General features: G+C 63.3%; 26 protein-coding genes and 1 pseudogene. 9 read left to right on the top strand and 18 right to left on the bottom strand.

The features are described 5' to 3' along the window. Window positions 1–32: 32 nt before the first annotated feature. The 4 genes from AC07SZ_RS19095 to AC07SZ_RS19080 form a co-directional block, all read right to left on the bottom strand. Window positions 33–725 (bottom strand): DUF1013 domain-containing protein, encoded by a 693-nt coding sequence (locus tag AC07SZ_RS19095; RefSeq protein WP_044548374.1) that lies wholly within the window; start codon window positions 723–725, stop codon window positions 33–35. A 180-nt stretch (window positions 726–905) separates the two neighbouring features. Then, a complete protein-coding gene (locus AC07SZ_RS19090) occupies window positions 906–1988 on the bottom strand; it encodes a helix-turn-helix transcriptional regulator (protein WP_056575691.1) in 1083 nt (360 codons plus the stop codon). A 336-nt stretch (window positions 1989–2324) separates the two neighbouring features. After that, entirely contained in the window at window positions 2325–2465 is a 141-nt protein-coding gene (locus tag AC07SZ_RS19085; protein WP_064987068.1) for a DUF1127 domain-containing protein, read from the bottom strand. Between the two features lie 205 nt (window positions 2466–2670). After that, entirely contained in the window at window positions 2671–3681 is a 1011-nt protein-coding gene (locus AC07SZ_RS19080; RefSeq protein WP_494915416.1) for an NAD(P)H-quinone oxidoreductase, read from the bottom strand. Between the two features lie 122 nt (window positions 3682–3803). On the opposite strand from AC07SZ_RS19080, the gene AC07SZ_RS19075 reads away from it, so the two are divergent. From AC07SZ_RS19075 to AC07SZ_RS19065, 3 genes and pseudogenes are all read left to right on the top strand, one after another. Beyond that, window positions 3804–3998: a DUF1192 domain-containing protein gene (locus AC07SZ_RS19075; RefSeq protein WP_027047479.1), complete on the top strand. Its 195-nt coding sequence runs from the start codon at window positions 3804–3806 to the stop codon at window positions 3996–3998. A 65-nt stretch (window positions 3999–4063) separates the two neighbouring features. Further along, window positions 4064–5335 (top strand): annotated as a pseudogene (locus AC07SZ_RS19070) (MFS transporter); the annotation flags it as partial. A gap of 31 nt (window positions 5336–5366) precedes the next feature. Then, a complete protein-coding gene (locus AC07SZ_RS19065) occupies window positions 5367–5630 on the top strand; it encodes an ArsR/SmtB family transcription factor (protein WP_494915415.1) in 264 nt (87 codons plus the stop codon). A gap of 35 nt (window positions 5631–5665) precedes the next feature. On the opposite strand, the gene AC07SZ_RS19060 is transcribed toward AC07SZ_RS19065, so the two are convergent. The 4 genes from AC07SZ_RS19060 to AC07SZ_RS19045 all read right to left on the bottom strand — a co-directional run bounded on the left by AC07SZ_RS19060 (window position 5666) and on the right by AC07SZ_RS19045 (window position 8100). Further along, window positions 5666–6130 (bottom strand): SRPBCC family protein, encoded by a 465-nt coding sequence (locus AC07SZ_RS19060; protein ID WP_494915414.1) that lies wholly within the window; start codon window positions 6128–6130, stop codon window positions 5666–5668. 11 nt (window positions 6131–6141) lie between these two features. After that, window positions 6142–6477, bottom strand: a complete 336-nt coding sequence (locus AC07SZ_RS19055; RefSeq protein ID WP_056575673.1) for an ArsR/SmtB family transcription factor — start codon at window positions 6475–6477, stop codon at window positions 6142–6144. A gap of 5 nt (window positions 6478–6482) precedes the next feature. Further along, entirely contained in the window at window positions 6483–7139 is a 657-nt protein-coding gene (locus AC07SZ_RS19050) for a glutathione S-transferase family protein (protein ID WP_056575670.1), read from the bottom strand. A gap of 115 nt (window positions 7140–7254) precedes the next feature. Then, the gene (locus AC07SZ_RS19045) at window positions 7255–8100 is read right to left on the bottom strand and encodes an alpha/beta fold hydrolase (protein WP_494915412.1); all 846 of its coding nucleotides are present in this window, start codon (window positions 8098–8100) and stop codon (window positions 7255–7257) included. Between the two features lie 90 nt (window positions 8101–8190). Between AC07SZ_RS19045 and AC07SZ_RS19040 the strand changes: the two genes are divergently transcribed. The 3 genes from AC07SZ_RS19040 to AC07SZ_RS19030 all read left to right on the top strand — a co-directional run bounded on the left by AC07SZ_RS19040 (window position 8191) and on the right by AC07SZ_RS19030 (window position 9619). Beyond that, entirely contained in the window at window positions 8191–8712 is a 522-nt protein-coding gene (locus AC07SZ_RS19040; protein WP_056575665.1) for a winged helix-turn-helix transcriptional regulator, read from the top strand. A 76-nt stretch (window positions 8713–8788) separates the two neighbouring features. Next, window positions 8789–9022, top strand: coding sequence for a hypothetical protein (locus AC07SZ_RS19035; RefSeq protein ID WP_056576497.1), 234 nt, complete (start codon window positions 8789–8791; stop codon window positions 9020–9022). 165 nt (window positions 9023–9187) lie between these two features. Further along, complete coding sequence (locus tag AC07SZ_RS19030; RefSeq protein WP_056575662.1) at window positions 9188–9619, top strand: GlcG/HbpS family heme-binding protein; 432 nt, start codon at window positions 9188–9190, stop codon at window positions 9617–9619. Between the two features lie 70 nt (window positions 9620–9689). Here AC07SZ_RS19030 and AC07SZ_RS19025 read toward each other — a convergent pair whose 3' ends face one another. From AC07SZ_RS19025 to AC07SZ_RS18990, 8 genes are all read right to left on the bottom strand, one after another. Continuing rightward, window positions 9690–10091: a hypothetical protein gene (locus tag AC07SZ_RS19025; RefSeq protein WP_056575660.1), complete on the bottom strand. Its 402-nt coding sequence runs from the start codon at window positions 10089–10091 to the stop codon at window positions 9690–9692. A 151-nt stretch (window positions 10092–10242) separates the two neighbouring features. Continuing rightward, window positions 10243–11196, bottom strand: a complete 954-nt coding sequence (locus AC07SZ_RS19020) for an agmatinase (RefSeq protein WP_494915410.1) — start codon at window positions 11194–11196, stop codon at window positions 10243–10245. A gap of 31 nt (window positions 11197–11227) precedes the next feature. After that, on the bottom strand, window positions 11228–11902 hold the full coding sequence (locus AC07SZ_RS19015) for an amino acid ABC transporter permease (RefSeq protein WP_056575651.1): 675 nt from the start codon (window positions 11900–11902) through the stop codon (window positions 11228–11230). Continuing rightward, window positions 11899–12558, bottom strand: coding sequence for an amino acid ABC transporter permease (locus AC07SZ_RS19010; RefSeq protein WP_494915409.1), 660 nt, complete (start codon window positions 12556–12558; stop codon window positions 11899–11901). Before AC07SZ_RS19010 ends, AC07SZ_RS19015 begins: the two co-directional genes overlap by 4 nt. A gap of 99 nt (window positions 12559–12657) precedes the next feature. Further along, window positions 12658–13515 (bottom strand): transporter substrate-binding domain-containing protein, encoded by an 858-nt coding sequence (locus AC07SZ_RS19005; RefSeq protein WP_494915408.1) that lies wholly within the window; start codon window positions 13513–13515, stop codon window positions 12658–12660. 2 nt (window positions 13516–13517) lie between these two features. Next, on the bottom strand, window positions 13518–14252 hold the full coding sequence (locus AC07SZ_RS19000) for an Lrp/AsnC family transcriptional regulator (protein WP_494915407.1): 735 nt from the start codon (window positions 14250–14252) through the stop codon (window positions 13518–13520). Between the two features lie 128 nt (window positions 14253–14380). Next, window positions 14381–14563 (bottom strand): 50S ribosomal protein L32, encoded by a 183-nt coding sequence (gene rpmF / locus AC07SZ_RS18995; protein ID WP_008834724.1) that lies wholly within the window; start codon window positions 14561–14563, stop codon window positions 14381–14383. 140 nt (window positions 14564–14703) lie between these two features. Continuing rightward, entirely contained in the window at window positions 14704–15465 is a 762-nt protein-coding gene (locus tag AC07SZ_RS18990; protein ID WP_056575639.1) for a biosynthetic peptidoglycan transglycosylase, read from the bottom strand. A gap of 222 nt (window positions 15466–15687) precedes the next feature. On the opposite strand from AC07SZ_RS18990, the gene AC07SZ_RS18985 reads away from it, so the two are divergent. The 3 genes from AC07SZ_RS18985 (at window position 15688) to AC07SZ_RS18975 (ending at window position 19869) form a co-directional block, all read left to right on the top strand. Next, window positions 15688–16605 carry a polyprenyl synthetase family protein gene (locus tag AC07SZ_RS18985; protein WP_056575636.1) on the top strand — a complete coding sequence of 306 codons (918 nt, stop codon included), beginning with the start codon at window positions 15688–15690 and terminating at the stop codon, window positions 16603–16605. A gap of 55 nt (window positions 16606–16660) precedes the next feature. After that, window positions 16661–17416 carry an SDR family oxidoreductase gene (locus AC07SZ_RS18980; protein ID WP_494915406.1) on the top strand — a complete coding sequence of 252 codons (756 nt, stop codon included), beginning with the start codon at window positions 16661–16663 and terminating at the stop codon, window positions 17414–17416. 113 nt (window positions 17417–17529) lie between these two features. Continuing rightward, a complete protein-coding gene (locus AC07SZ_RS18975; RefSeq protein WP_494915405.1) occupies window positions 17530–19869 on the top strand; it encodes a response regulator in 2340 nt (779 codons plus the stop codon). 6 nt (window positions 19870–19875) lie between these two features. On the opposite strand, the gene AC07SZ_RS18970 is transcribed toward AC07SZ_RS18975, so the two are convergent. Together AC07SZ_RS18970 and AC07SZ_RS18965 are read right to left on the bottom strand one after the other, a co-directional pair. Beyond that, window positions 19876–20637 carry a Stf0 family sulfotransferase gene (locus AC07SZ_RS18970; protein ID WP_494915404.1) on the bottom strand — a complete coding sequence of 254 codons (762 nt, stop codon included), beginning with the start codon at window positions 20635–20637 and terminating at the stop codon, window positions 19876–19878. A 54-nt stretch (window positions 20638–20691) separates the two neighbouring features. Continuing rightward, window positions 20692–21243, bottom strand: coding sequence for a chloramphenicol phosphotransferase CPT family protein (locus AC07SZ_RS18965; protein ID WP_494915403.1), 552 nt, complete (start codon window positions 21241–21243; stop codon window positions 20692–20694). Window position 21244: the final 1 nt, after the last annotated feature.

The following is a 21244-nucleotide window of genomic DNA, read 5'->3' as shown; positions in this document are numbered from 1 at the left end:
CGAAGCGGGCTTTTTTTGGTCTGTCGAGACCCTTACTCGTCGTCTGCGTCCTCGTTCTTCGACTTCAGCGCCGAGAGCTTGGCGAACACGGCATTGGCGTCGAGTTCGGCATCCTCGTCCTTCGGCTTTTCGGGAGCCGGCACCAGCCGCTCGGTCAGGGCGGCGGGCAGCAGCGTATCGCCGACCGGCTGCGCCTGCTCGCGGCCGCGCGAGGCGCGGTTGACTTCCATGTCGAGGTCGATCTGCGACGCAAGGCCCAGCGTCACCGGATCCATCGGCTGCAGATTGGCCGAGTTCCAGTGCTTGCGTTCGCGGATCTGCTCGATCGTCGACTTGGTGGTGCCGACGAGACGCGAAATCTGCGCGTCCTTGAGTTCGGGATGGTTGCGCACCAGCCAAAGGATGGCGTTCGGCCGGTCCTGGCGCTTCGACAATGGTGTGTAGCGCGGACCCTTGCGCTTGGATTCCGGCACCCGCACCTTGGGGTCGGAAAGCTTCAGCCGCTGGTTCGGATCCTTCTCGGCGCGCGCGATCTCGTCGCGGGTCAGCTGGCCGGTCATGATCGGGTCCATGCCCTTGATGCCTTGCGCCGATTCGCCATCGGCGATCGCCTTGACCTCGAGCGGATGCAGCCCGCAGAACTGCGCGATCTGCTCAAAGGAGAGCGCGGTGTTGTCGACCAGCCAGACGGCGGTCGCCTTGGGCATCAGCAGCGTATTGGCCATTTTAAAAATCCTTCTCGTTCGCCCGCGTTCCCGCGCGGGCGGTGGTTTAGAGCCACCAAAATGGGAAATTCGCGGCCTGTATAACCGTTCCCTTGCCGTTTCGCAATGTTTTTGGAGGCGCGGCGGCCTCAATACGTTCGGGGGCCAGCGAGCGCATTAATGCCCAAACCGCCGGCGACCTCAACCAAAGGGTCCGGCGCTTTTGAGCAGGGCCACGAGCTGGCTTTGCTGGCGTGTCCCGGTCTTGGCGAATATTCGCTCCAGATAGGTCCGGGCGGTTTTTTCGGTGATGTTGGAGCCGGCTGCGGCGGCCTTGAGCGCGTGGCCTTGCGACAGCGCCGTGGCCAGCCGTGCTTCGGCTGGCGTCAGATCGAACAATCCGGCAAGCAGTGTTGGCGAAGGCACGACCGAGCTGGCGCTGAGCGCCGTCGCCGCCACCAGAATGTCGGCGCCTGAAAAGATCTCATGCGCCGAACGGCGCAACGGCAGCATGTGCAGAACCATCGGCCGCCGGCCGTCCACGCCTTGCACCGGTATGGAACGGACTGTCGGCTCCATGTCGTTGCGCGCGGCGACGACAGCCTGCTGGAACAGCCGGTTGGCCTCGGCATCGGCAATGGCCAAGCCGCCAAAGGCTGTAGGCAGGAACAGGGAGGACAGGCCGTCGAACAGTGCGTTAGCGAGCATCACCCGTCCTTTCAGCGACAGGACAGCCGCCGGCAGGCCCATCGCCGTCATGGCGGCAACTGTTCCTTCGGCGCGTTCAAGGCCGAGCCGCCCCGCTATCAGGCCGGCACGCGCCATGGCTGGCCGGAGACTGTCGAGCACGTCCAGGCTCCTTTGGTCGTAGTCGCCTTCACCGAGCCGTCGCTGGAAAACGAAAATCGCCAGCTCGCCGCTGGGCATCGGTATCGCGGTGCAGGCATGCGCGCCGATGCCCATGGCGCGAAGCCGTTTGCGGACCGGATCGTTCTCGATCTCGTCGGGCGTGAGGAAAGCCTCAACGTCGACGAAGCTCGCCGGCTGCAGCGCGCACATGCGCGAAACCGCCGCCGAAAACTGCAGCGCGTCGCTCGCCAGCAATTCGCCTTGCAGATCCTGCAGGAACGCTATCGCCCTGCCGCGCGCGGGCTGGTCGTCACCGAACAGAAACACGGCGCCACCCACGGAACCGGATACGGAATCGATATCCTCCAGCACATCAGGCCAGAGGTCTGGCACGAAGGCCGCCTCGTAGATTCTGTTCGTCAGATCGTCGAGCATGGGCAAGAAGCCTTTCCGGGCAAGCAACTTGCCAGGCCCGAACAATCAACGCTTCAGGCCGACCGATCTTCCCCCGTGGTCAAGCATGCCACGGCGGCAACCATGGTCAATAAGCAAGATGCCGAAGAGCGGTGGGCTTGAGCAGCACCATTGAACTGCCTCCTGCCGCTTGCAACGCGACGCGCCCTCTTTTGGAACCGGCAAGCCAATCACCCGGATCCCCAAAAGACAAAACCCGCTGGACTGGGTCCAGCGGGTTCGGAACCGGAGACGGGAAGCGTCTGCGACGGCTCTGCTTCTCGGCAAGTGCACGGCCTTGCGGCCGGGTGCTTGAGATCAGATCGCCTGGCGGGCGATCCGTTCGATGTCGGCACGGTTGATGCCGAGATCGCTGAGCTGACGCGCGTTGAGACGGTTCAGTTCGCGCACGGTCTCGTTGTACATGCGCCAGTTACGGAAAGCGCGGATCGGGTTCATGATGGTCCTCCTGATGGGGTGTTCGTTTCGATGCTGCACAGATAGTGATCATCGATGAGGACTTGAACGGCCGATTTTGCATAGCAATGATGCAAATGCTGCATTGCACCATTAAGCTTCTGTTCATCTTGTAGGCAGGGAGGAGCTGTCTCCGGACGTGTCGGGATTCCCGGTCAGGCCGGCCTCACCTGGATATCGGCACGTCCTAGCCGACGTCGAGCACGATCTTGCCGATATGTTCGCCCTCCTCCATCCGCTCATGCGCGCGCCAGGCATCCGTGAGCGGGTAGATCATGTCCATGACCGGAGCGACCTTGCGCGTGCCGAGCAGCGGCCAGACCTGCGCCTCCAGCGCCGCCGCGATCGCCGCCTTGAACTCGACGGTGCGCGGCCGCAGCGTCGAACCCGTATGGGTCAGCCGCTTGACCATGATCTTGGAAAAGTCGGCACTGGCCACGGCGCCCGCCTGCACCGCGATCTGGACGATGCGGCCCTCGACGGCGGCGGCCTCGTAGTTGCGCTGGACATAGTCGCCGCCGACCATGTCGAGGATGACATTGGCGCCCTTGCCGTCCGTCGCCTCCTTCACCGCCTTGACGAAGTCCTCCTCGCGATAGTTGATCGCCCGGTCGGCGCCGAGCTTCAGGCAGGCATCACATTTCTCCTTGGATCCGGCGGTGGTGATGACATGGGCGCCGAAAGCAGAGGCAAGCTGGATCGCGGTCGTGCCGATGCCGGACGAGCCGCCATGCACAAGCAGCGTCTCGCCTTTCTTCAGGCCGCCGCGTTCGAAGACATTGTGCCAGACCGTGAAATAGTTTTCCGGCACCGCCGCCGCTTCCGTATGGGTGAAGCCCGCGGGCAGCGGCAACACGCTGCCGGTGTGAACCTTGACATATTCGGCATAACCGCCGCCGGGGGTGAGCGCGCAGACCCGTTCGCCGATGCGCCAGCGCGACACCTCGTCGCCAAGCGCGGCCACTTCGCCCGAGACCTCGAGGCCCGGCAGGTCCGATGCGCCGGGCGGTGGCGGATAGGCCCCCTTGCGCTGCTGCACGTCGGGCCGGTTGACGCCGGCGGCATGCACCTTGATCAGGATCTCGCCGGGACCTGGCTGGGGCACGTCGCGGGTTTCCGGTTTCAGCACCCGTGGGCCGCCCGGCTCCGAGATCGCGATCGCTGTCATCCTTGCCGGAATTTTCTGTCCGCTCGCCATGAACTTTCCCGTCTTTCCTCGCCGCGTTCTTACCGGCTGTTTGCATCGACACCCTTGCCCTATGTATGCTCATTGCCAAATCAGGCAAATGGCCAATCTGGTATGGCGGAGGAGGAGCAACCATGGCGATCTTCGACGACGAACCCAAGAAGAAGGCGCGTCCGCACGAGATCGGGCAGGACCTGTCGCTGCTCTCCGTTGGCGAATTGTCGGAGCGCATCGGCATCCTGCGAGACGAAATCGCCCGGCTGGAGGCCGAACTCAAGGCCAAGGACAACACCAAATCGGCCGCCGAGGCGCTGTTCCGCCGCGGATAGGCGATGGGCGCAACGGCCCGCCGCCGAAAAGCCCGAATGCGACTGTCTTCAGACCTTGCGTCCCTCCCAGAGTCCAGCCGGATCAAAAAATGCTCGCATCCTACAGGCCGATCCTCTCCCTGCTTCGCGGCACTGCCTTCCTGCTGGCTGCATCGGGCCTGCATGGGCTGCTGTTGCCCTTGCGCGGCCAGGTGGAAGGGTTTTCGACAGCCTCGCTTGGCCTGATGGGCACGGCCTGGGCCGGTGGCTTCGTCACCGGCTGCTTTTTTGCACCGCGCATCGTCCGCCGCGCCGGGCATGTGCGCGCTTTCGGCGCCTTTGCCGCGTCCGGTGCCATCGTGGCGCTGCTCACCGGCCTGGTCATCGACGAATATGTCTGGATCCTGCTGCGCGCCTTCACCGGCTTCACCATGGCCGGCGCCTTCATGGTCATCGAAAGCTGGCTGAACGAGAAAGCCACGAACGAGAACCGCGGCACCGTCTTCGGCCTCTATATGATGGTCACCTATGCCTCGATCATGGGAGGCCAGATGATCGTCGCCGGCGGCGATGTGAAGTCGGCGTCGCTGTTCATGATCACCGGCATCCTGTTCTGCCTGTCGCTGATCCCGACCGCGGTTTCGACGGCCTCGCACCCCAAACCGCTGCAGGACGTCAAACTCGACGTCAAGGGGCTCTACGCCAACTCGCCGGTGTCGGCGATCGCCTGCCTGCTGATCGGCATCGCCAACGGCGCCTGGGGAACGCTTGGTGCGGTCTACGGCGCCCGCATTGGTATTTCCACCGCCGAGATCGCCCTGATGATGAGCCTTGTGGTCGTCGCCGGCGCCGCCATGCAACTGCCGGCGGGGCGTCTGTCCGACAAGACCGACCGGCGTTTCGTACTGGCCGGTGCGGCTTTCGGCGCGGCCCTGTTCGCCCTCATGATCTTCCTGTTCGAACCGCGCTCCGGCATCTTCGTCATCGTCTTCACCGCTGCCTACGGCGCTTTCGCCTACACGCTCTATTCGATCGCCGTGGCGCATGCCAACGACCACGCCCGTGCCGAGGATTTCGTCAAGGTATCGGGCGGCCTGCTGCTGCTTTACGGCTTTGGCACCATGATCGGCCCTTTGCTGGCGGCGGCGCTGATGGGCTGGATGCGCCCGGAAGGCCTGTTCCTGGCGACCGCCTTCGCGCATCTGTCGCTGGCCGGCTACACGCTGCTGCGCATCAGCCGCCGCGCTCCGGTGCCGATCGGAGATCGCGACGCCTTCAAGACGCAACCGGCCGACCGCTCGCTGACGCCGGAAGCATTGCGGCTTGATCCAAGAAGAAAAGAAGAAACAGACAGTTGAGATTTGAAAAACTTTGCCTCACAAATAAGGCATGATGTTTTCCGACGCCTTCATGGCGATCGCCGACCCCAATCGGCGCCATCTTCTGGAAGAACTTCGACGCGGTCCGAAGACCGTCAACGAATTGGCGGCCGGGCTGCCAGTGTCGCGCCCAGCCGTTTCACAGCATCTGAAAGTGTTGCTCGACGCCGGGCTGGTCAAAGCCAAGGCCGAAGGCACGCGGCGTGTCTACACGATAAGCAACGCCGGCTTCCTGAAGCTCAACATCTGGCTTGATCAATTCTGGGAGGCCTGATCCAGCGCCCTCAACCTTCGACAGCGCCCCGATGATCAGGTCTGTACATGCAGGAAGGCGCCAAGCGCGTCGAGCAGTTCGCCCGTTCCGTGCTCACGCGTGGCCGGCGTGTCGTGGCCGTCGAGGAAGGCCCCCTGCTCCGTCATCACAAGCCGCGTGCCACCGCTTTCCGCCATGAGCTCGATTGTCGCCAGTGACACCGAGACGCGGGTTTCGCCGAACAGCAGCTCATAGCTGTAGACGATGCGGCTGTCCGGCACGATGTCCTGATAGACCGCGTTGAAGAAATGCATCTGCCCATCGCTCGGACAGCCGGCATTGGTCTCCTTGCCGCCGACGCGGAAGTCCATTTCGTGTCGGCTGGGCATCGGGTCGTGGGGATCGACGAACCATCGCCGCTTGGCATCAGGATTGCTGAGCGCGAAGAAGACTCTCGCAGGTGCCGCCGGATAGAAGCGCTCGACGACAAAGGTGGAATGGACGACGGATCGTTGGGTCATTGAAGCCTCCTTCATGTTTTGTCACTGGTCTCGGCGAGAAAATCGCCGAGCCGGTCCAGCCGGCGTTCCCAGGCGTTTCGCCGCTCGTTGATCCAATGCTCGGCCGCTCTCAACGCCTTCGGCTCGATCTGGCAGGTGCGCACCCGTCCCAGTTTTTCCGAGCGCACCAGGCCGCTCGCCTCCAGCACGTTGAGATGCTGGACCACGGCCGACAGCGACATCGCCAGCGGCTCGGCCAGTTGGCTGACAGAGGCGGGGCCCCGCGACAGCCGGTCGACCATCTGCCGTCGCGCCGGATCGGCAAGCGCCTGGAACATCAGGTCGAGCTGGGCGGAATCGTGCAGCATCCCGGTTAGCCGTTGTTGTAAGGGAAGAACTTGAAGTAGGGCTGCGCCTCCTCGATCACCCTGGCGAAGGCAGGGCGCTGCAGCAGCCGGTCGTGATAGCGCTTCACGGCCGGATATCTGTCGCCGAACGGCTCGACCTTGTTGGCATAGAAGAGTGCTGGAGATGCCGCGCAATCGGCCAGGCTGAAGGCATTACCCACCGCCCAGCTGTGCGACTGCATCTCCTGTTCGATGATGGCATAGGAGGTACGCAGCTGGCCGCGCGCCTGCTCGACACCGAACGGATCGGTCCTGTCCTGCGGACGCAACCGGTCGCCGACGATCTTCTGCATCGGCTCCTGCACATAGAAATCATAGAAGCGGTCGGACTGGCGGACGGCCAGCGCCAGATCGACGTCGGCGGGAACGAGTTCGACCGGCCCCGGATAATGCGCGGCCAGATATTCGACGACGATGGTCGATTCCAGCAGCGTGCGGTCGCGCGTATCGTCGCGCAGCGCCGGCATCTTGCCGGTCGGCGATATCTTGAGGAAGGCCGCGCGCGATCGCTCGTCGCCGAGATCGACGATGACCGGGTTGAAGGCGGTGCCGTTCTCGTAAAGCGCGATCAGCGGCTTCCAGCAGAAGGAGGCCAGGGGATGGAAATGCAACATCAGGGACATTCTTTGCTCGCCTGTTTCTGGTTCGCCGATGGGTAGGAGCCGGATGCCCGGCCAAGCCAACACTGAAGTATTTACTTCACTATTGTGTCAGGCCTTGCCCGTCAAGCCCGGCACATCAGGTCCCCTGGTTGGACCTGATGTGCATGACTATGGCGGCCGATATCGCGGGCCAGTCCTGAGGATGCAGTTCATGGCCGCCGCCGTCGACACGAAGGAATTTCGCGCCGGCGACTGCCTCGGCCAGCGCCTCGCCATGCTCGACCGGAAAAACGGGATCGGCCGTGCCATGGATGACCAGCAGCGGAGCTTGCATCTCGTGCAGGCGGCCCTTCCACTCGGCGCCGCCCTTGAGCGAGAAATGATTGGTCGCGCTCAGGAACCCGCCGGATCGATCGTAATCCTGTTCGATGAAGGCTCTCATCCCGAGCTCGTCGAATGGATGGGCGATGCTGGCGATCGCCTTGGTATCCCTGACCATGAAGTCGATCACCTGGCGGCGGTCCGTCCAGTCGACGTCGGCGCCCTCGGCCGAATGCTCGATATAGGCGTCGCTCATCCTTGGCAGATGCGAGGTGTCCATCCCCATCGGCGAGCTGCTGATCACGGTCAGCGATGCAACACGGGAGGAGTGCCTGAGCGCTACCATTTGCCCGATCATGCCGCCCATCGACATACCGGCGACATGGGCCTTGCCGATGTCATGACTGTCGAGCACGCCAATCGCATCGTCCGCCATGTCATCGAATGTGTAGGGCGGCTCGCCAGGCGGATATTTGGTCGAGCGCCCGGTATCGCGATTGTCGTAGCGGATCACGTACAGCCCGGCATCCGCCAACTCCCGGCAGAATGCCGCCGGCCACCACAGCATCGAAGCCATCGCGCCCATGATCAGCAGCAGCGGAGGATTTTTGGGGGCGCCGAAGGTTTCGGACTGGATCACGGGACGGTCGATCGTCGTCATTGTATGCCTCCAAACTGATTGCACTTTACAATCAGTTGCACCATAATAAAACTGATACGATAATGCAACTGGTTTTATGGAGAGAATCGAATGAGCCTCGATCGCCGGTCCGGCTGCCCGATCAACCTGTCGCTGGAAGTGTTCGGCGACCGCTGGAGCCTGATCATCCTGCGTGACATGATTTTCGGCGGCAGGCGTCATTTTCGCGAGCTGCTCAACGGATCGATGGAAGGCATTGCCTCAAATATCCTCGCCGACCGGTTGAAGCGGTTGATGGAGCTTGGCATGCTGACCAAGGCCGACGACCCCTCGCACAAGCAGAAGGCGATCTACAGCCTGACCGAGATGGCCATCACGCTGGTGCCGATCCTCGCCCATCTTGGCGCCTGGGGGCGGGTCTGGCTGCCGACCAGCGAGGAACTCTCGATCCGCGCCGAGCTCCTGGAAAAGGGCGGACCGCCATTGTGGGAGAAATTCATGGACGAGTTGCGCCATGAGCATCTCGGCACGCCGCTCGACAAAGCGTCTGGCCCTTCTGTCCGCGCGACCCTGCAGGCCGCCTATGAAGCCGTGGTCGCCGGCAAGGCTCTCGGCGCCAGCCCGGCCGCGTGACCAACTATTTTCCCCGCTAAGAGGCCGGCTCTGCTAGAAGAAGCGGAAACCACAATTCACGGGATTGGATAAGGTCTTGGTTGAGAACTCTCGGGATGCCGCCCGCGCGCGCGCCGATTTGCGCTTCAAGAAGCAGGAAGAAGCGGCCACCGTCCGCCAGAAAGCGATGGCGGAATACGCCGCGGAGAGTGATGCCCGCAAGGCCAAGACCGACAAGCTGCGGGCGCTGCGGCTCGCCAAGGAAGCCGAAGACCTCGCCAACGCGCCGGCAGTGCCAGCCAAGAAGCCTGCGCGCGCCAAGAAGAAATAGCGCGCCGCTCTCCGGCGAACCGACGCTGCTCGGATACATCAGCTACACCATCCAGACAGCCCCGGCTTTCATTCCATCGCTTCGCAAGAAGCAATTTCAACCGAAACCGGGATTGCTTCGTGCGGCCGGCCCCCGATCATTGTCCTTTTCAAACAGGAGATTGCCATGACCGCACTGCCGCTCGAAAAAGCCCGTCAAATCATCGATGCCGCCTTCGCCAAGGGTGCCGATCTCAAGCTCAAGCCGCTGGGTGTCTCGGTGCTTGACGCCGGCGGCCATCTGGTCGCCTTCCAGCGTCAGGACGGCGCCTCGTTCCTGCGCCCGCAAATGTCGGCGGGCAAGGCTTATGGCGCACTGGCCATCGGCATGGGCTCACGTAAGGTCGAGGCCTTCGCCAAGGAGCGCCCCCATCTGGTCGCCGGCATTTCCGATGTGTCGGGCGGACGCGTACTTGCTGTGGTCGGCGGCGTGCTGATCCGCGACAAGGCCGGCACCATCATCGGCGCCGTCGGCATTTCCGGCGATACCTCGGACAATGACGAGGCCGCGGCCATAGCCGGCATCGAGGCGGCCGGCTTTACCGCCGACCCAGGCTGAGCGCCGGGGACGCGGCGGACGTTTCCGCCAACTGTCGGTACAAGCGCCCGTCAAACTTCCACGCTGAGACCTAGTTCAGGTTGATGTCCCGGCTCGCCGACCGTATCGACACCGCGAACCCGGCAAGCACATCGAACAGCGCGATGATCATCAGCGTGAAGAAGATGGAATGCGCCGCGCCCTTGACCAGCAGGAACTCGACCAGGAAGGCGACGAAGACCAGCGTCGACAGAAGGTGGTCCATGATCGAAGCGCCGGTCGTGCGCGCCGCCTTCACCATTTCGAGGAACAGGAAGATCAGCCCGAGTAGCACCATCAGGTCGCCAAGCGTCATCGAGAATACCCCACCCGACATCATGCGGAACGAGAAGATCTCGCTCGCCCATGGATCGTCGCCGCCGCCGAATATACCCAGCAGGCCGAGATTATAGAGAATGAAAGGCACGATCAAAAGCGGGACGGCACCGAACATCTGGCGTCTCCAAAGGGGCACCTTCTGTAGAATGCGCCGCAGGCACGCCGTCAAGATTTTTCGTGCGCAGCCGCAAACACGGTCGAAGACCGGATGAAACAAGCATGTCAGCCGGTTGCCCGGCTGACATGGAGCAAACGAGATAAAAGGCTCAGCGCTTGAAGTAGCCGGCACGCACGGCGGCGCCGATGACGTTGAGGATGATATGGCCGGCCGTCATCGAGGTGATCTCGTTGACATCGCGCGCCGGCGCGATCTCGACGATATCCATGCCGACGAGACGGCCCTTGCCGACCAGCCCCTTGATCAGTTCGATCGTCTGGCGGTAGCTGATACCGCCCGGTTGCGGGCCCTCCACCGCCGGCATGACCGCAGGGTCAAGTCCGTCGGCGTCGATGGTAAGGTAGTAGCGGCCGCCGTCCGGAATGCGCTTGAGCAGCGCGGCGGTGCCGATATCCTGCCATTCGTCGGTGGTGATGATGTTGGCGCCGTAGGCGCGGGCCGCCTCCACCTCCTCGGTGCGCGCGCTGCCCTGGCCGCGAATGCCGACCTGGAAGATATCCTTGATATGCGCCATCTCCGAGGCCCGCCGGATGGTGCTGGAATAACCTTCCTTGACGCCGTTGACATTGTCGCGCCAGTCGAGATGGGCATCGAGCTGCACCAGCGTGATCGGGCCTTCGCCGTCGAGCGCCCGGAAGATCGGGATCGGAATGCCGTGGTCGCCGCCGATGGTGATCGGCAGTGCGCCGGCGGCGAGGACCTTGCGGATCGCCGCCTCGGCCCTGCCGTAGTGCCCGACATGATCGGCGGCATTGCCCGGCACGTCACCGACATCGACCACCTTGATGTCCTGGCCGGCGAAGACCGGCCCGCCAATGTCGAAATCATAGCGGTCGAGCGCCTGGCTGATGCGCTGCGAGGCGCGCCGTACCGCCGTCGGCGCGTTAGTCTGGTCGTTGATCAGCTCGTCGATCGTGTAGGGATCGCCATAGGGCATGCCTATGATGGCGACATCGGCCTTGAGCGTGTCGAGATCCTCGACCAGCGGGAAGTTCAGGAATGTCTGGAAGACATCGCGCGGCGCGGTGGTGAGTTTGGACATGGGGTCTCCTCTGTGTTGAAGGCTTTTTGGATCAGGCGCCACGGCGGGCTGCGAGATGGGGCTGCAGCCTGTGCTCCAGGCTGCGCGAGATTGCCGCGACAAGGGCGGTCAGCCCCCAATACAGCAATGCGATGGCGGTGAAGATTTCCACCGGCGAGAAGGTACGGCCGATGATGTTCTGGGCCATGTAGGTGAGTTCTGGCACGGTGATCGCCGACAGGATCGCCGATTCCTTGATCAGTGTGATGGTGAGGTTGGTGGCCGCCGGCAGGATGTAGCCGAGCACCTGCGGCACCAGGATCTTGCGGAAGATGGTGAGGTAGCGCAGGCCAAGCGCATAGCCGGCCTCGACCTGGCCAAATGAGATGGACTGGATCGCGCCCCTGATGATCTCGGCGGAATAAGCGCTGGCATAGGCCGACAGAGCACCGATCGAAACCACCACCGGCGAGAGCCGGACGCCGAACATCGGCAAGGCGTAGAACAAAAGGAAAATCTGGATCAGGAACGGAATGTTGCGGAAGATCTCGACATAGGCCGACACGATTGCCGCCGGCAGCCCTCCGCCCCTCAGCCTCACCAGCGCCAGCAAGATGCCGAGCGCGAAGCCGAATGGCAGCGACACGGCGCACATCAGCACCGTATTGCCAAAGCCCTTGGCCAGGATCTGCCAGTTGTCCGCGATGACGGCGAAATCGAACGTCATGCGCGCGCGCCTTCCGCCTTGCGCTCCAGATGCCGGGTCAAAAGGCTGCAGGAAAACAGCACGATGAAATACAGCACCGCCGCGATGCAGAACGCCTCGACCGGCCGGTAGGTGACGTTCATGATGTTCTGCGTGGTGCGGGTCAGCTCGACCACGGCGATCACCGACAGGATGGACGAGGCCTTCACCAGCATGGTGAACTCGTTGACCATCGGCGGGATGATGGCCCTGAACAGCTGCGGCATGATGATCTTGAACCAGGTCACCACGGGTTTCAGGCCGAGCGCCTTGGCCGCTTCATACTGGCCGGAGGGAATGCGCGTCAGCCCGGCGCGCAGGATCTCGGCGACGAAGGCCGCGCTGTTGAAGCTGAGCGCCAGCACGCCCGCCAGGAGCGGCGGCAGATCGATGCCGACCAGCCCCGGCAGCACGTAGTAGACGACGAATATCTGCACGATCAGCGGCGTGCCGCGAATGAAGCTGGTGTAGAGCGCGCCGATCCAGCGAACCAGGCGCCAGCGCGACCGGCCGCAGGCCAGCAGGCCGAAGCCGATCAGCGTACCGGCCAGGAACCCCAGCGCCGAGACGCCGAGCGTGATGCCGGCACCGGTCAGGAATTGCGGCAGGAAGATCAGCGTTTTTGAAAAATGGAACATTTTTCAGCTCGAACGGAGAAGCACCATCCGGCGTCGCGCGGGCGATAGCCGCGGCAGCGCATCGTCTGCGCCACGCCAGACAAATTCAGGGGAAGCGATTCAGAGCGCGCCGGGCGGCAGATAGCCCTGGTCTGGCGTCTTCATCTCGAAGCCGAACCATTTCAGCTGCAGCTCCTTCAGCTTGCCGCTTTCCTTCAGCTCGCCGATCTTGGTGTTGATGAATTCGCGCAGGTCCTTGTCCTCCGGCCGCACGACCCAGGACAGGTAGGAGAATTCGCCGATCGAGCCGACGACCTTGTAGGTATCGGGGACGTTCTTCATCAGCACCGCCGCCGAAGGCGAGGCAATGACAATGGCATCAACCTGGCCGGAGGCGAGAGCGACATGGGTCTCGGGGAAGGAGGTGAACAGCTTCAGTTCGCCGACACCCTTGCCGCCCTTGTCCTTGAGTTCCTTGTCATAGGCTTCGATGATCGGCTGCACGGACGAGGCAAGCTGCGTTGCCACCACCATGCCGCTGATGTCTTCCGGCTTCTTGATGCGCTCCTCATCGGCGCGCACCACGATGACGTTCTCGAACGAGCCCGTCGGCCTCGTGTAGGCATATTTCGCCGCCCGCTCGGCATTGATGCCGGTCGAGGTCGCCATCAGGTCGAACTTCTTCGCCAGCAGGCCCGGCAGCAGCCCCTGGAACGGCAGGTTGAGCTGGTCGAGCTTCACGCCGAGCTGGCTCACGACATAGTCGAGAATGTCCTTGTTGTAGCCGACGATCTGGCCGTCGCGGACGAACTCGAACGGCTCGAAGGCCGCCTCGGTACCGACCACGATGGTGCCGCGCTGCTTGATCTGGTCGACAAGCCCGTCGGCATGAGCGGCGGATGCGAAGGACAGGAAGAGCGGCGCGGCGGCAAGCAGGGACAGGACGCGGCGGCGCGATGCGGAAAGGAACTCACCCATTGTTACCCTCTTTTTTCTTCGGTTTTGCTGCGCTGGTAGGCCCGGCCCGAGTGCTTGAACACACGGCCGATCATGTAGCTCTCTGAATCCTTGATCCCGGGAACGTTCGCCAGTTCGCTGACCAGGAAGTCATGCAGGCTGGTCGTTGATGGCAAAGTGAGTTGGATGATGATGTCGAACGGCCCGGTCATGGCGTAGACGCTGTCTACGAACGAATATTCCGACAGTTTCCGGGCGACGCTGATGATGTGCTCGCGATCGACATCGAACCCGACAATGGCGGCGATGCCGACATCGCTGCGCAAGGGGCGCACGACCGCCTGGATGCAGATATCCGGATCCTCGAGCACGCGCGCCATTTTCCGCCGCACCGTCGCTTCGGTGACGCCGATGCGCTTGGCGATATCGACGCTCGACATCCGCCCGTCGACCTTGAGTTGGGAAAGCACCGCCTGTTCGGTGTCGTCGAGATCACTCGTGCTGACGAAATCCCACATGCAATTCCCCATTGATGTCGATTTCCGACTATAATTTTGAAAATTACATAAGAAAACGCCAATGACAATCCCGCCTGCGCCGAAAAACACCGAGAGAAGGCCCCTCGATGGTCGGATGAGATGCTGGAAGCTGGGCTTGGCTTTGAGGGAATTAGCGTCGATGGGCATCAGCCGGGGAGGATCGCGCGGCGCGCGGGTATCCGACGCGCTTGGGCACAGCCCCCTTGGAGGCAGCCTCAAGGCCTTGTCGGTATCCTGGAGTGGGGACGATGGCCCGGGCGTCGGCTCTGCTTGTTAAGTTCCGCCAAACGCAAAAAGACCGGCCAGAGGCCGGTCCTTTGTAACTCAAACCTTCAAAAAAGCTGGTCTCAGCTTTCCTTGGGGGTCAGCACTTGGCGACCGCGATACATGCCGGTCTTCAGGTCGATATGGTGCGGGCGGCGCATCTCGCCGGAATTCTTGTCCTCGACATAGGTCGGGGCCTTGAGGGCGTCGGCCGAGCGGCGCATGCCGCGCTTGGACGGAGAGGTTTTGCGTTTCGGAACGGCCATGGATATGCTCCACTACATGGTCAAAAGCCCCGCCCGCCCTCGTGAAAGGGCCATGTCGGGGCCTAAATCTGAGAAAGTCGGGTGCCTATACACGCCTGACACTGTTTTGGCCAGCACTACAGTGAATTTTTTTGAGCTGGCTATTCCAGACAGCCGACATAGGCGCCCGAACGGCCGGCACGCCGCTCGATCAGATTGGCGAGTCTTCTCAGGCCCGGCCCGGGTTTTGCCGGATTGCGGGCGATCGGATTGGGCAGCGTGACGGCCAGAAGCGCTGCCTGCCGTCTGGACAGCTGTTTTGCCGGGATGCCGAAATGGTGCTGCGCCGCCGCCTCGATGCCATAGATGCCGGGACCCCATTCGGCGATGTTGAGGTAGATCTCCATGATCCGCCGTTTCGACATCACCGCGTCGAAATAGACGGCCAGCGGCAGTTCGACGACCTTGCGCACCGAACCCAGCGGCCTCGACCACAGGAACAGGTTCTTCACTGTCTGCATGGTGATGGTCGAGGCGCCGCGCGTCGCCTCGCCGGCCAGCGCATCGTCGACGACCCCTCTGAGTTCGCCCAGATCGACGCCGCGGTGGAAGCAGAACTGGCCGTCCTCCGACATGATGACGGAATGGGCCAGCACCGGCGCGACATCGTCGATCGAGACCCAACGCCGGTCATAGCCGGAGAAGGTCGTCAGATCCTTCAGCATCAGCGTCGACACCGGATGCACGAAGGACGGCAGGTAGAGAAAGGTCAGCACTATCGGGATCAGCGCTAGCACTGCGGCCGCGATGAGGCCGCGCCGGACCCAGCGCCTGAGACTGCGGCGGTTCACGCCGCGCGATCTCGTCGCCATGTCCAGCTTTTCGGTTTCATGATCGACGATCGGTTCCGCCAAGCCGCCCAACCCGTGCCAGAGAGATCGTTTTGAAACTCGCTCCTGTGCATCACATGACGGTGTTTTCGAGAACCGGAGCGGAGCGTACATTCGGGTACGCAAGCACAGGAAGCGCGGAAAACGCCATCAAATGACCGCAGGAGGAGAGTTTCCAAACGGGCTCATACCGCTCCGGCATAATGGCGCTTGCCTTCTTGCGCAACGTCTGAGTGTCGGCTACCGCTCCCGGCCATGACGAATGACGACGAAATGGCGTTCGAAATGGCGCTTATCCGGCGGGCAGCCGCCATTGAGGTGCTGCTGCGGCGGCTGCTCGACGATCGCCCGCTTTCGGGCGAGATCGCGCGGCCCGATCGTCTGATGGCCGCGATGCGCCATGGCGTGCTGAACGGCGGCAAGCGCCTGCGGCCGTTCCTGGTCATGGAAAGTGCCGCCCTGTTTTCGGCCGATGGCGAAGCGGCGCTGCGCGTCGCGGCGGCGCTCGAATGCGTGCACTGCTATTCGCTGATCCATGACGACCTGCCGGCGATGGACGACGATGATCTGCGCCGCGGCCAGCCGACCGTGCACAAGGCCTTCGACGAGGCGACAGCCATCCTGGCCGGCGACGCCTTGCTGACGCTGGCCTTCGACATCATCGCTGGCGAGGCGACCCTGTTGCCGGCCGAGCGGCGGGCCGCCCTGGTGCTGGCGCTTGCCCGCGCCGCCGGTGCCGGCGGCATGGTCGGCGGCCAGAAACTCGACCTCGAGGCCGAACAGGCAGCGCCCGACGAGGCCGGCATCATCCGGCTGCAGGCGATGAAGACCGGCGCGCTGATCCGCTTCGCCTGCGAGGCGGGTGCCATCATCGCCGGCGCGCCGGCGGAGGATCGCGAACGGCTCGCCGAATTCGGCTCGGCGATCGGCCTCGCCTTCCAGCTTGCCGACGACCTGCTCGATTTGACGGCCGACGCCAGCCAGATGGGCAAGGCGACCGGCAAGGACGCCGCCGCCGGCAAGGCAACCCTCGTGGCGCTGCATGGTGTGAACTGGGCGCGCAGTCAGTTGCATGGTCTTGTTGGCCAGGCGCACGCGCTGCTCGACCCCTATGGCGACAAGGCGGCGCTGCTGAAGGAAGCCGCGACCTTCGTCGCGACGCGCAACAGCTGACGGCAGGCCCGATATCGGCGGTGCGTGGCGAGAGGCAAATGGGAGATCAGCTTCGATGTCGTCCAATCTGTTCGATCTCAGCGGGCGCCGGGCGCTCGTAACCGGCTCGTCGCAAGGCATCGGGTTCGCTCTGGCCAAGGGCCTGGCGCAAGCCGGAGCAAGCGTGATCCTCAACGGCCGTGACGCCGCGAAACTCGGCGCGGCGGCGGCGCAGATCGCTGCGGCGGAAACGCTCGCCTTCGACGCGACCGATCATGACGCGGTCCGCGCGGCGATTGACAATTTCGAACTGTCCGGCGGGCCGATCGACATATTGGTCAACAATGCCGGGATGCAGTTCCGCACGCCGCTTGAAGATTTCCCCGCCGATGCGTTCGAGCGCATGCTGCAGACCAACGTCGCCAGCGTCTTCCATGTCGGTCAGGCGGTCGCACGCCACATGATCAGGCGAGGCCGCGGCAAGATCATCAACATCGCCAGCGTGCAGACAGCCCTCGCCCGCCCTGGCATCGCGCCCTACACGGCGACGAAAGGCGCGGTCGGCAACCTGACCAAGGGCATGGCGACCGACTGGGCCAAACACGGCCTGCAATGCAACGCCATCGCTCCCGGCTATTTCGACACGCCGCTCAATGAGGCCCTTGTCGCCGATCCGGCCTTCAGCGCCTGGCTTGAAAAGCGCACCCCGGCCGGCCGCTGGGGCAAGGTCGAGGAACTGGTCGGGGCCTGCGTGTTCCTGGCCTCCGATGCCTCGTCCTTTGTCAACGGTCATATCCTTTATGTCGACGGCGGCATCACCGCATCGATCTGATCCGTCACGATGCCTCATGCAGGAGCAACGGCGCCGGCCGCGCGAACGAAATCTTAATGTAAATGAAGCGTAATCCCGGTCGTTAAAATAATGCGTATGTGTTGGGGTTGCGCATGCCGGAATATTCTTCCTTCATCCGGTTTGTCCGGATCCGCTACCTTTCAGGACTGCTGATTTTCGCGCTGGCTTCCATGGCCATCATGATTGCGCTCGACCGTGTCAATTCCTTCCGCCATGACATCGATGCGCTGAGCAGCAACCTCGTCGTCTTCACCCGCGACCTGCGCAACGCGACCAGCTTCGCCGAGACGACCGGGTCCGCCTGGCGCAACGAAACGCGCGATGCGCTGACCGCTTCTGCGCGTGATCATTCCGAACGCCTGACCCGCGAGATCGACACACTGACCGCCCAGCTCGCCGCCATACGTCCGCGCCTGTCGGCCAAGACCATCAACGAACTCGAAGCCTCTTCCGTCAACGGGGATCTGTTCTGGTCGCCGCGCGACATGGTGCGCAACCTCAACCTGATGTCGGTGGCGCAAAAAGCCGATGAATGGAGCTACCGGGAAATCCGCAACCAGAACGACCTGTTTGTGCAGCCGATGCTGGTACGTGTCCGCACCGCGATGGATGACGAGCGCCATCTGGCCGACGCTTCCAGCGACCGGCTCCTGCTGTGGGCGAGCGGCCTGCTGTTCGGCGTCCTGGCCATCGTCGCCTTCTGGATCTTCCGGCCGATGGAGCAGGCGATCCGCCGCGCCTTTGCCCAATCGGCCGAATCCCTGTTCAAGGCCGAGGCCGCCGACCGTGCCAAGTCCGAATTCCTGGCCAATATGAGCCACGAGATCCGCACGCCGATGAACGGCGTGCTCGGCATGGCCGAGTTGCTTGCCAAGACCGAATTGACCGCGCGCCAGAAGACCTTCACCGACGTCATCGTCAAATCGGGCAATGCGCTGCTCACCATCATCAACGACATCCTCGATTTCTCCAAGATCAATGCCGGACAGCTCACCCTGGACCCTGCCCCGTTCCGTCTCTCCGAAGCGGTCGAGGATGTGGCGACGCTGGTTTCGGCCCGTGTCGCCGAAAAGAACCTCGAACTGATCGTGCGCGTCGATCCGCGCCTGCCGGCCCATGTCGTCGGCGACGCCGGGCGGTTCCGGCAGATTGTCACCAATCTGGTCGGCAATGCGGTGAAATTCACGGAGAAGGGCCATGTGCTGATCGATGTCGGCGGCGAAACGGTCAACGATGTCGTCCAGCTCAAGCTGCGCGTCGAGGATACCGGCATCGGCATCCCGGCCGAGAAACTGCAGAACGTGTTCGAGAAATTCGCGCAGGTTGACGGGTCCTCGACCCGCCGCCACGAAGGCACCGGCCTGGGGCTTGCCATCGCCGCGCGCCTCGTCGACCTGATGGCCGGCAAGATCGGCGTCGAGAGCGAGATCGGGCGCGGTTCCGTCTTCTGGTTCGCGGTGCCGCTGCCCGTGCATCATGCCGAGGCGCGCGACGCGGTCGTGCCGGTCGACGTCACCGGCGCGCGCGTGCTGGTCATCGACGACAATCCCGTCAACCGCGAGATCCTGCTCGAGCAGCTCAGAAGCTGGAGCTTCGACTGCGCGGCAGCCGAAAGCGGCGCCGTGGGGCTCGCCTTCCTCGATCGCGCCTGCCAGTTGGGCGCCAGCGTCGACTGCATCATCCTCGACTACCAGATGCCCGGCATGAACGGCGGCGATGTCGCCCGCGCCATCGCCGCCGACAGCCGGCTGTCCGCCATCCCGATCGTTATCCTGACCTCCGTCGATCAGGTCGATTTCGGCAAGATGATCATCGACTTCGGCATATCAGCGCATCTGACCAAGCCGGCACGCTCTGCGATCCTGCTCGGCACGGTCATCTCGGTTATCCAGAAGGCTCGCTCACAGACCGGCAAGGCGCATTTCGTTCGCGAGCCGGTCCAGCCGATGCCGCAGGCGGCTCCGCCTGCCTTCACGGTCATCCGTGGCCCTGCCGTGCCGGCCATTACAGTGCCGGAATCGGCCACCGCGCCGAACGGCCCGATCGACATCCTCATCGCCGAGGACAATGAGGTGAACCAACTGGTGTTCGGCCAGATCCTCAACGGGCTTGGCCTCAGCTACCGCATCGCCGGCAACGGCCGCACGGCGGTCGAGATGTATCGGTCGCTGCATCCGAAACTGATCCTGATGGACGTCTCGATGCCCGAGATGAACGGCTACGAGGCAACCCGCGCCATCCGCGCGATCGAGGCCTCGTCGGGCGGCCACATCCCGATCGTCGGCGTCACCGCGCACGCGCTGAAGGGCGATCGCGACAAATGCATCGAGGCCGGTATGGACGACTATCTGCCGAAGCCGGTCTCGCCGGATCGCCTCGGCGCCAAGATCGGCACATGGCTCAGCGAAACGGTGGTGGCCAAGACGGCCTGATCCAGGTCACGGCGCCAGGCGGGCCGCGTCAAGACGATAGCGGCGGATCCAGTCGATGCTTGTCTCGTCGGCGAGCCTTGCGACGCCCGGCCGGATGTCGTCGGCATTCGGAGGCTGAACGCCGAGAGCATCGCATATGCCCAGTAACGCCGCCGCCGGATCGGCGGATAGACGCTCATAGCCAACCCGCAGCGGCGTTATGCCTTGCGCTGTGAACCAAACGTTCCAGGCCACGTCATAGGCTTCGAGTTCGGTAAGCTCCCCTTTGATTCGCTCGAAATCATATTGGGGGTCTTGCGCCGGTCCGACCCTCTCGATTTCGGTTCCATCGGGCGCGACATGCCAAAGACCTGTCTGTTGCGCCTTCACCAGGGAGACAGCCTGCGCGAGCTTGTTCTCGCGCGACAGGTGTATGTAGAGAGTTCGGCCAAAGGCCTTTGTCAAACGCGCCGTGTCCGACGCCAGCCCTGGGAAAATCCGGTCGAGGATCGCCGAAAGCTCATCCAGGTTTTCGCGCATCAGGCGCAGGCCGAAAATCTCGGTGCCGCCCTTGCCGGCGGTGATTGCCGCATCGAGATAGGCGACATCGAATGCAAGCTCGCCCATCGTGTCGCGGCCGGGCAGTCTCCACTCCTCGGCCCACTCCGGCACGTCCTGCCGCCGATAGAATGAGTGCGGATCGCCTGATGTCCCGGTGGATGCCAGGAGCTTGCACAGCAAAGTGCTGCCGGTTCTCGGCGTGCCGCAGATGATATAGGTGTCGAACATCCCGTTGCCCTTGTCGTTTCACAGGCAGGGCAAGCCCGGCCGATCCATCGGCGCCTATAGTCGAAATTGTTGCTGGATGCGACGGGCGCATTCCAGCGGGGTGAGATGGCTGGTGTCGACCTCGAGATCGTAGACTATGCCCGCGTGCACGCGCCCATATTGCCAGCGCGCCAGGCCCGGCCGCCTGTCGGCCCTCTGGGCTTCGCGGGCTTCCAGGACCTCCAGCGGCGCCATGACGCCAACCCGATGGAGATCGAAGGCCGACAGCAGTTCGACATATTCAGGCATTTCACCGTTGCACAGCACATCGTCGACGATCAGGTTATTGCCTTGCCCGGCCATGGCGGCGACGGCGTGGCGCATGCCGCGCAGGGCACGTGCTCCCGTCGGGTCGGTCCTGATCACGACCGACGGCTGGCCGCCTTGCCGGATGGTCTCGTAGGAAAGGCCGTCGGCATGATCTTGCAAGGCATCGGGCAGCATCTCGATGAAGGTGTCCATCTGGACATGCAGGAACGGTTCGGCGGTTATTGTCTGCAACGCCCTGGCGATCGAACTTTTGCCGGCACTGCCGACGCCATTGAGCAGGACGATCCTGGCATTCATG

The organism is Mesorhizobium sp. GW821-FHT07A06 (assembly GCF_059419085.1).
This window is presented reverse-complemented; position numbering and strand designations above follow the sequence as displayed.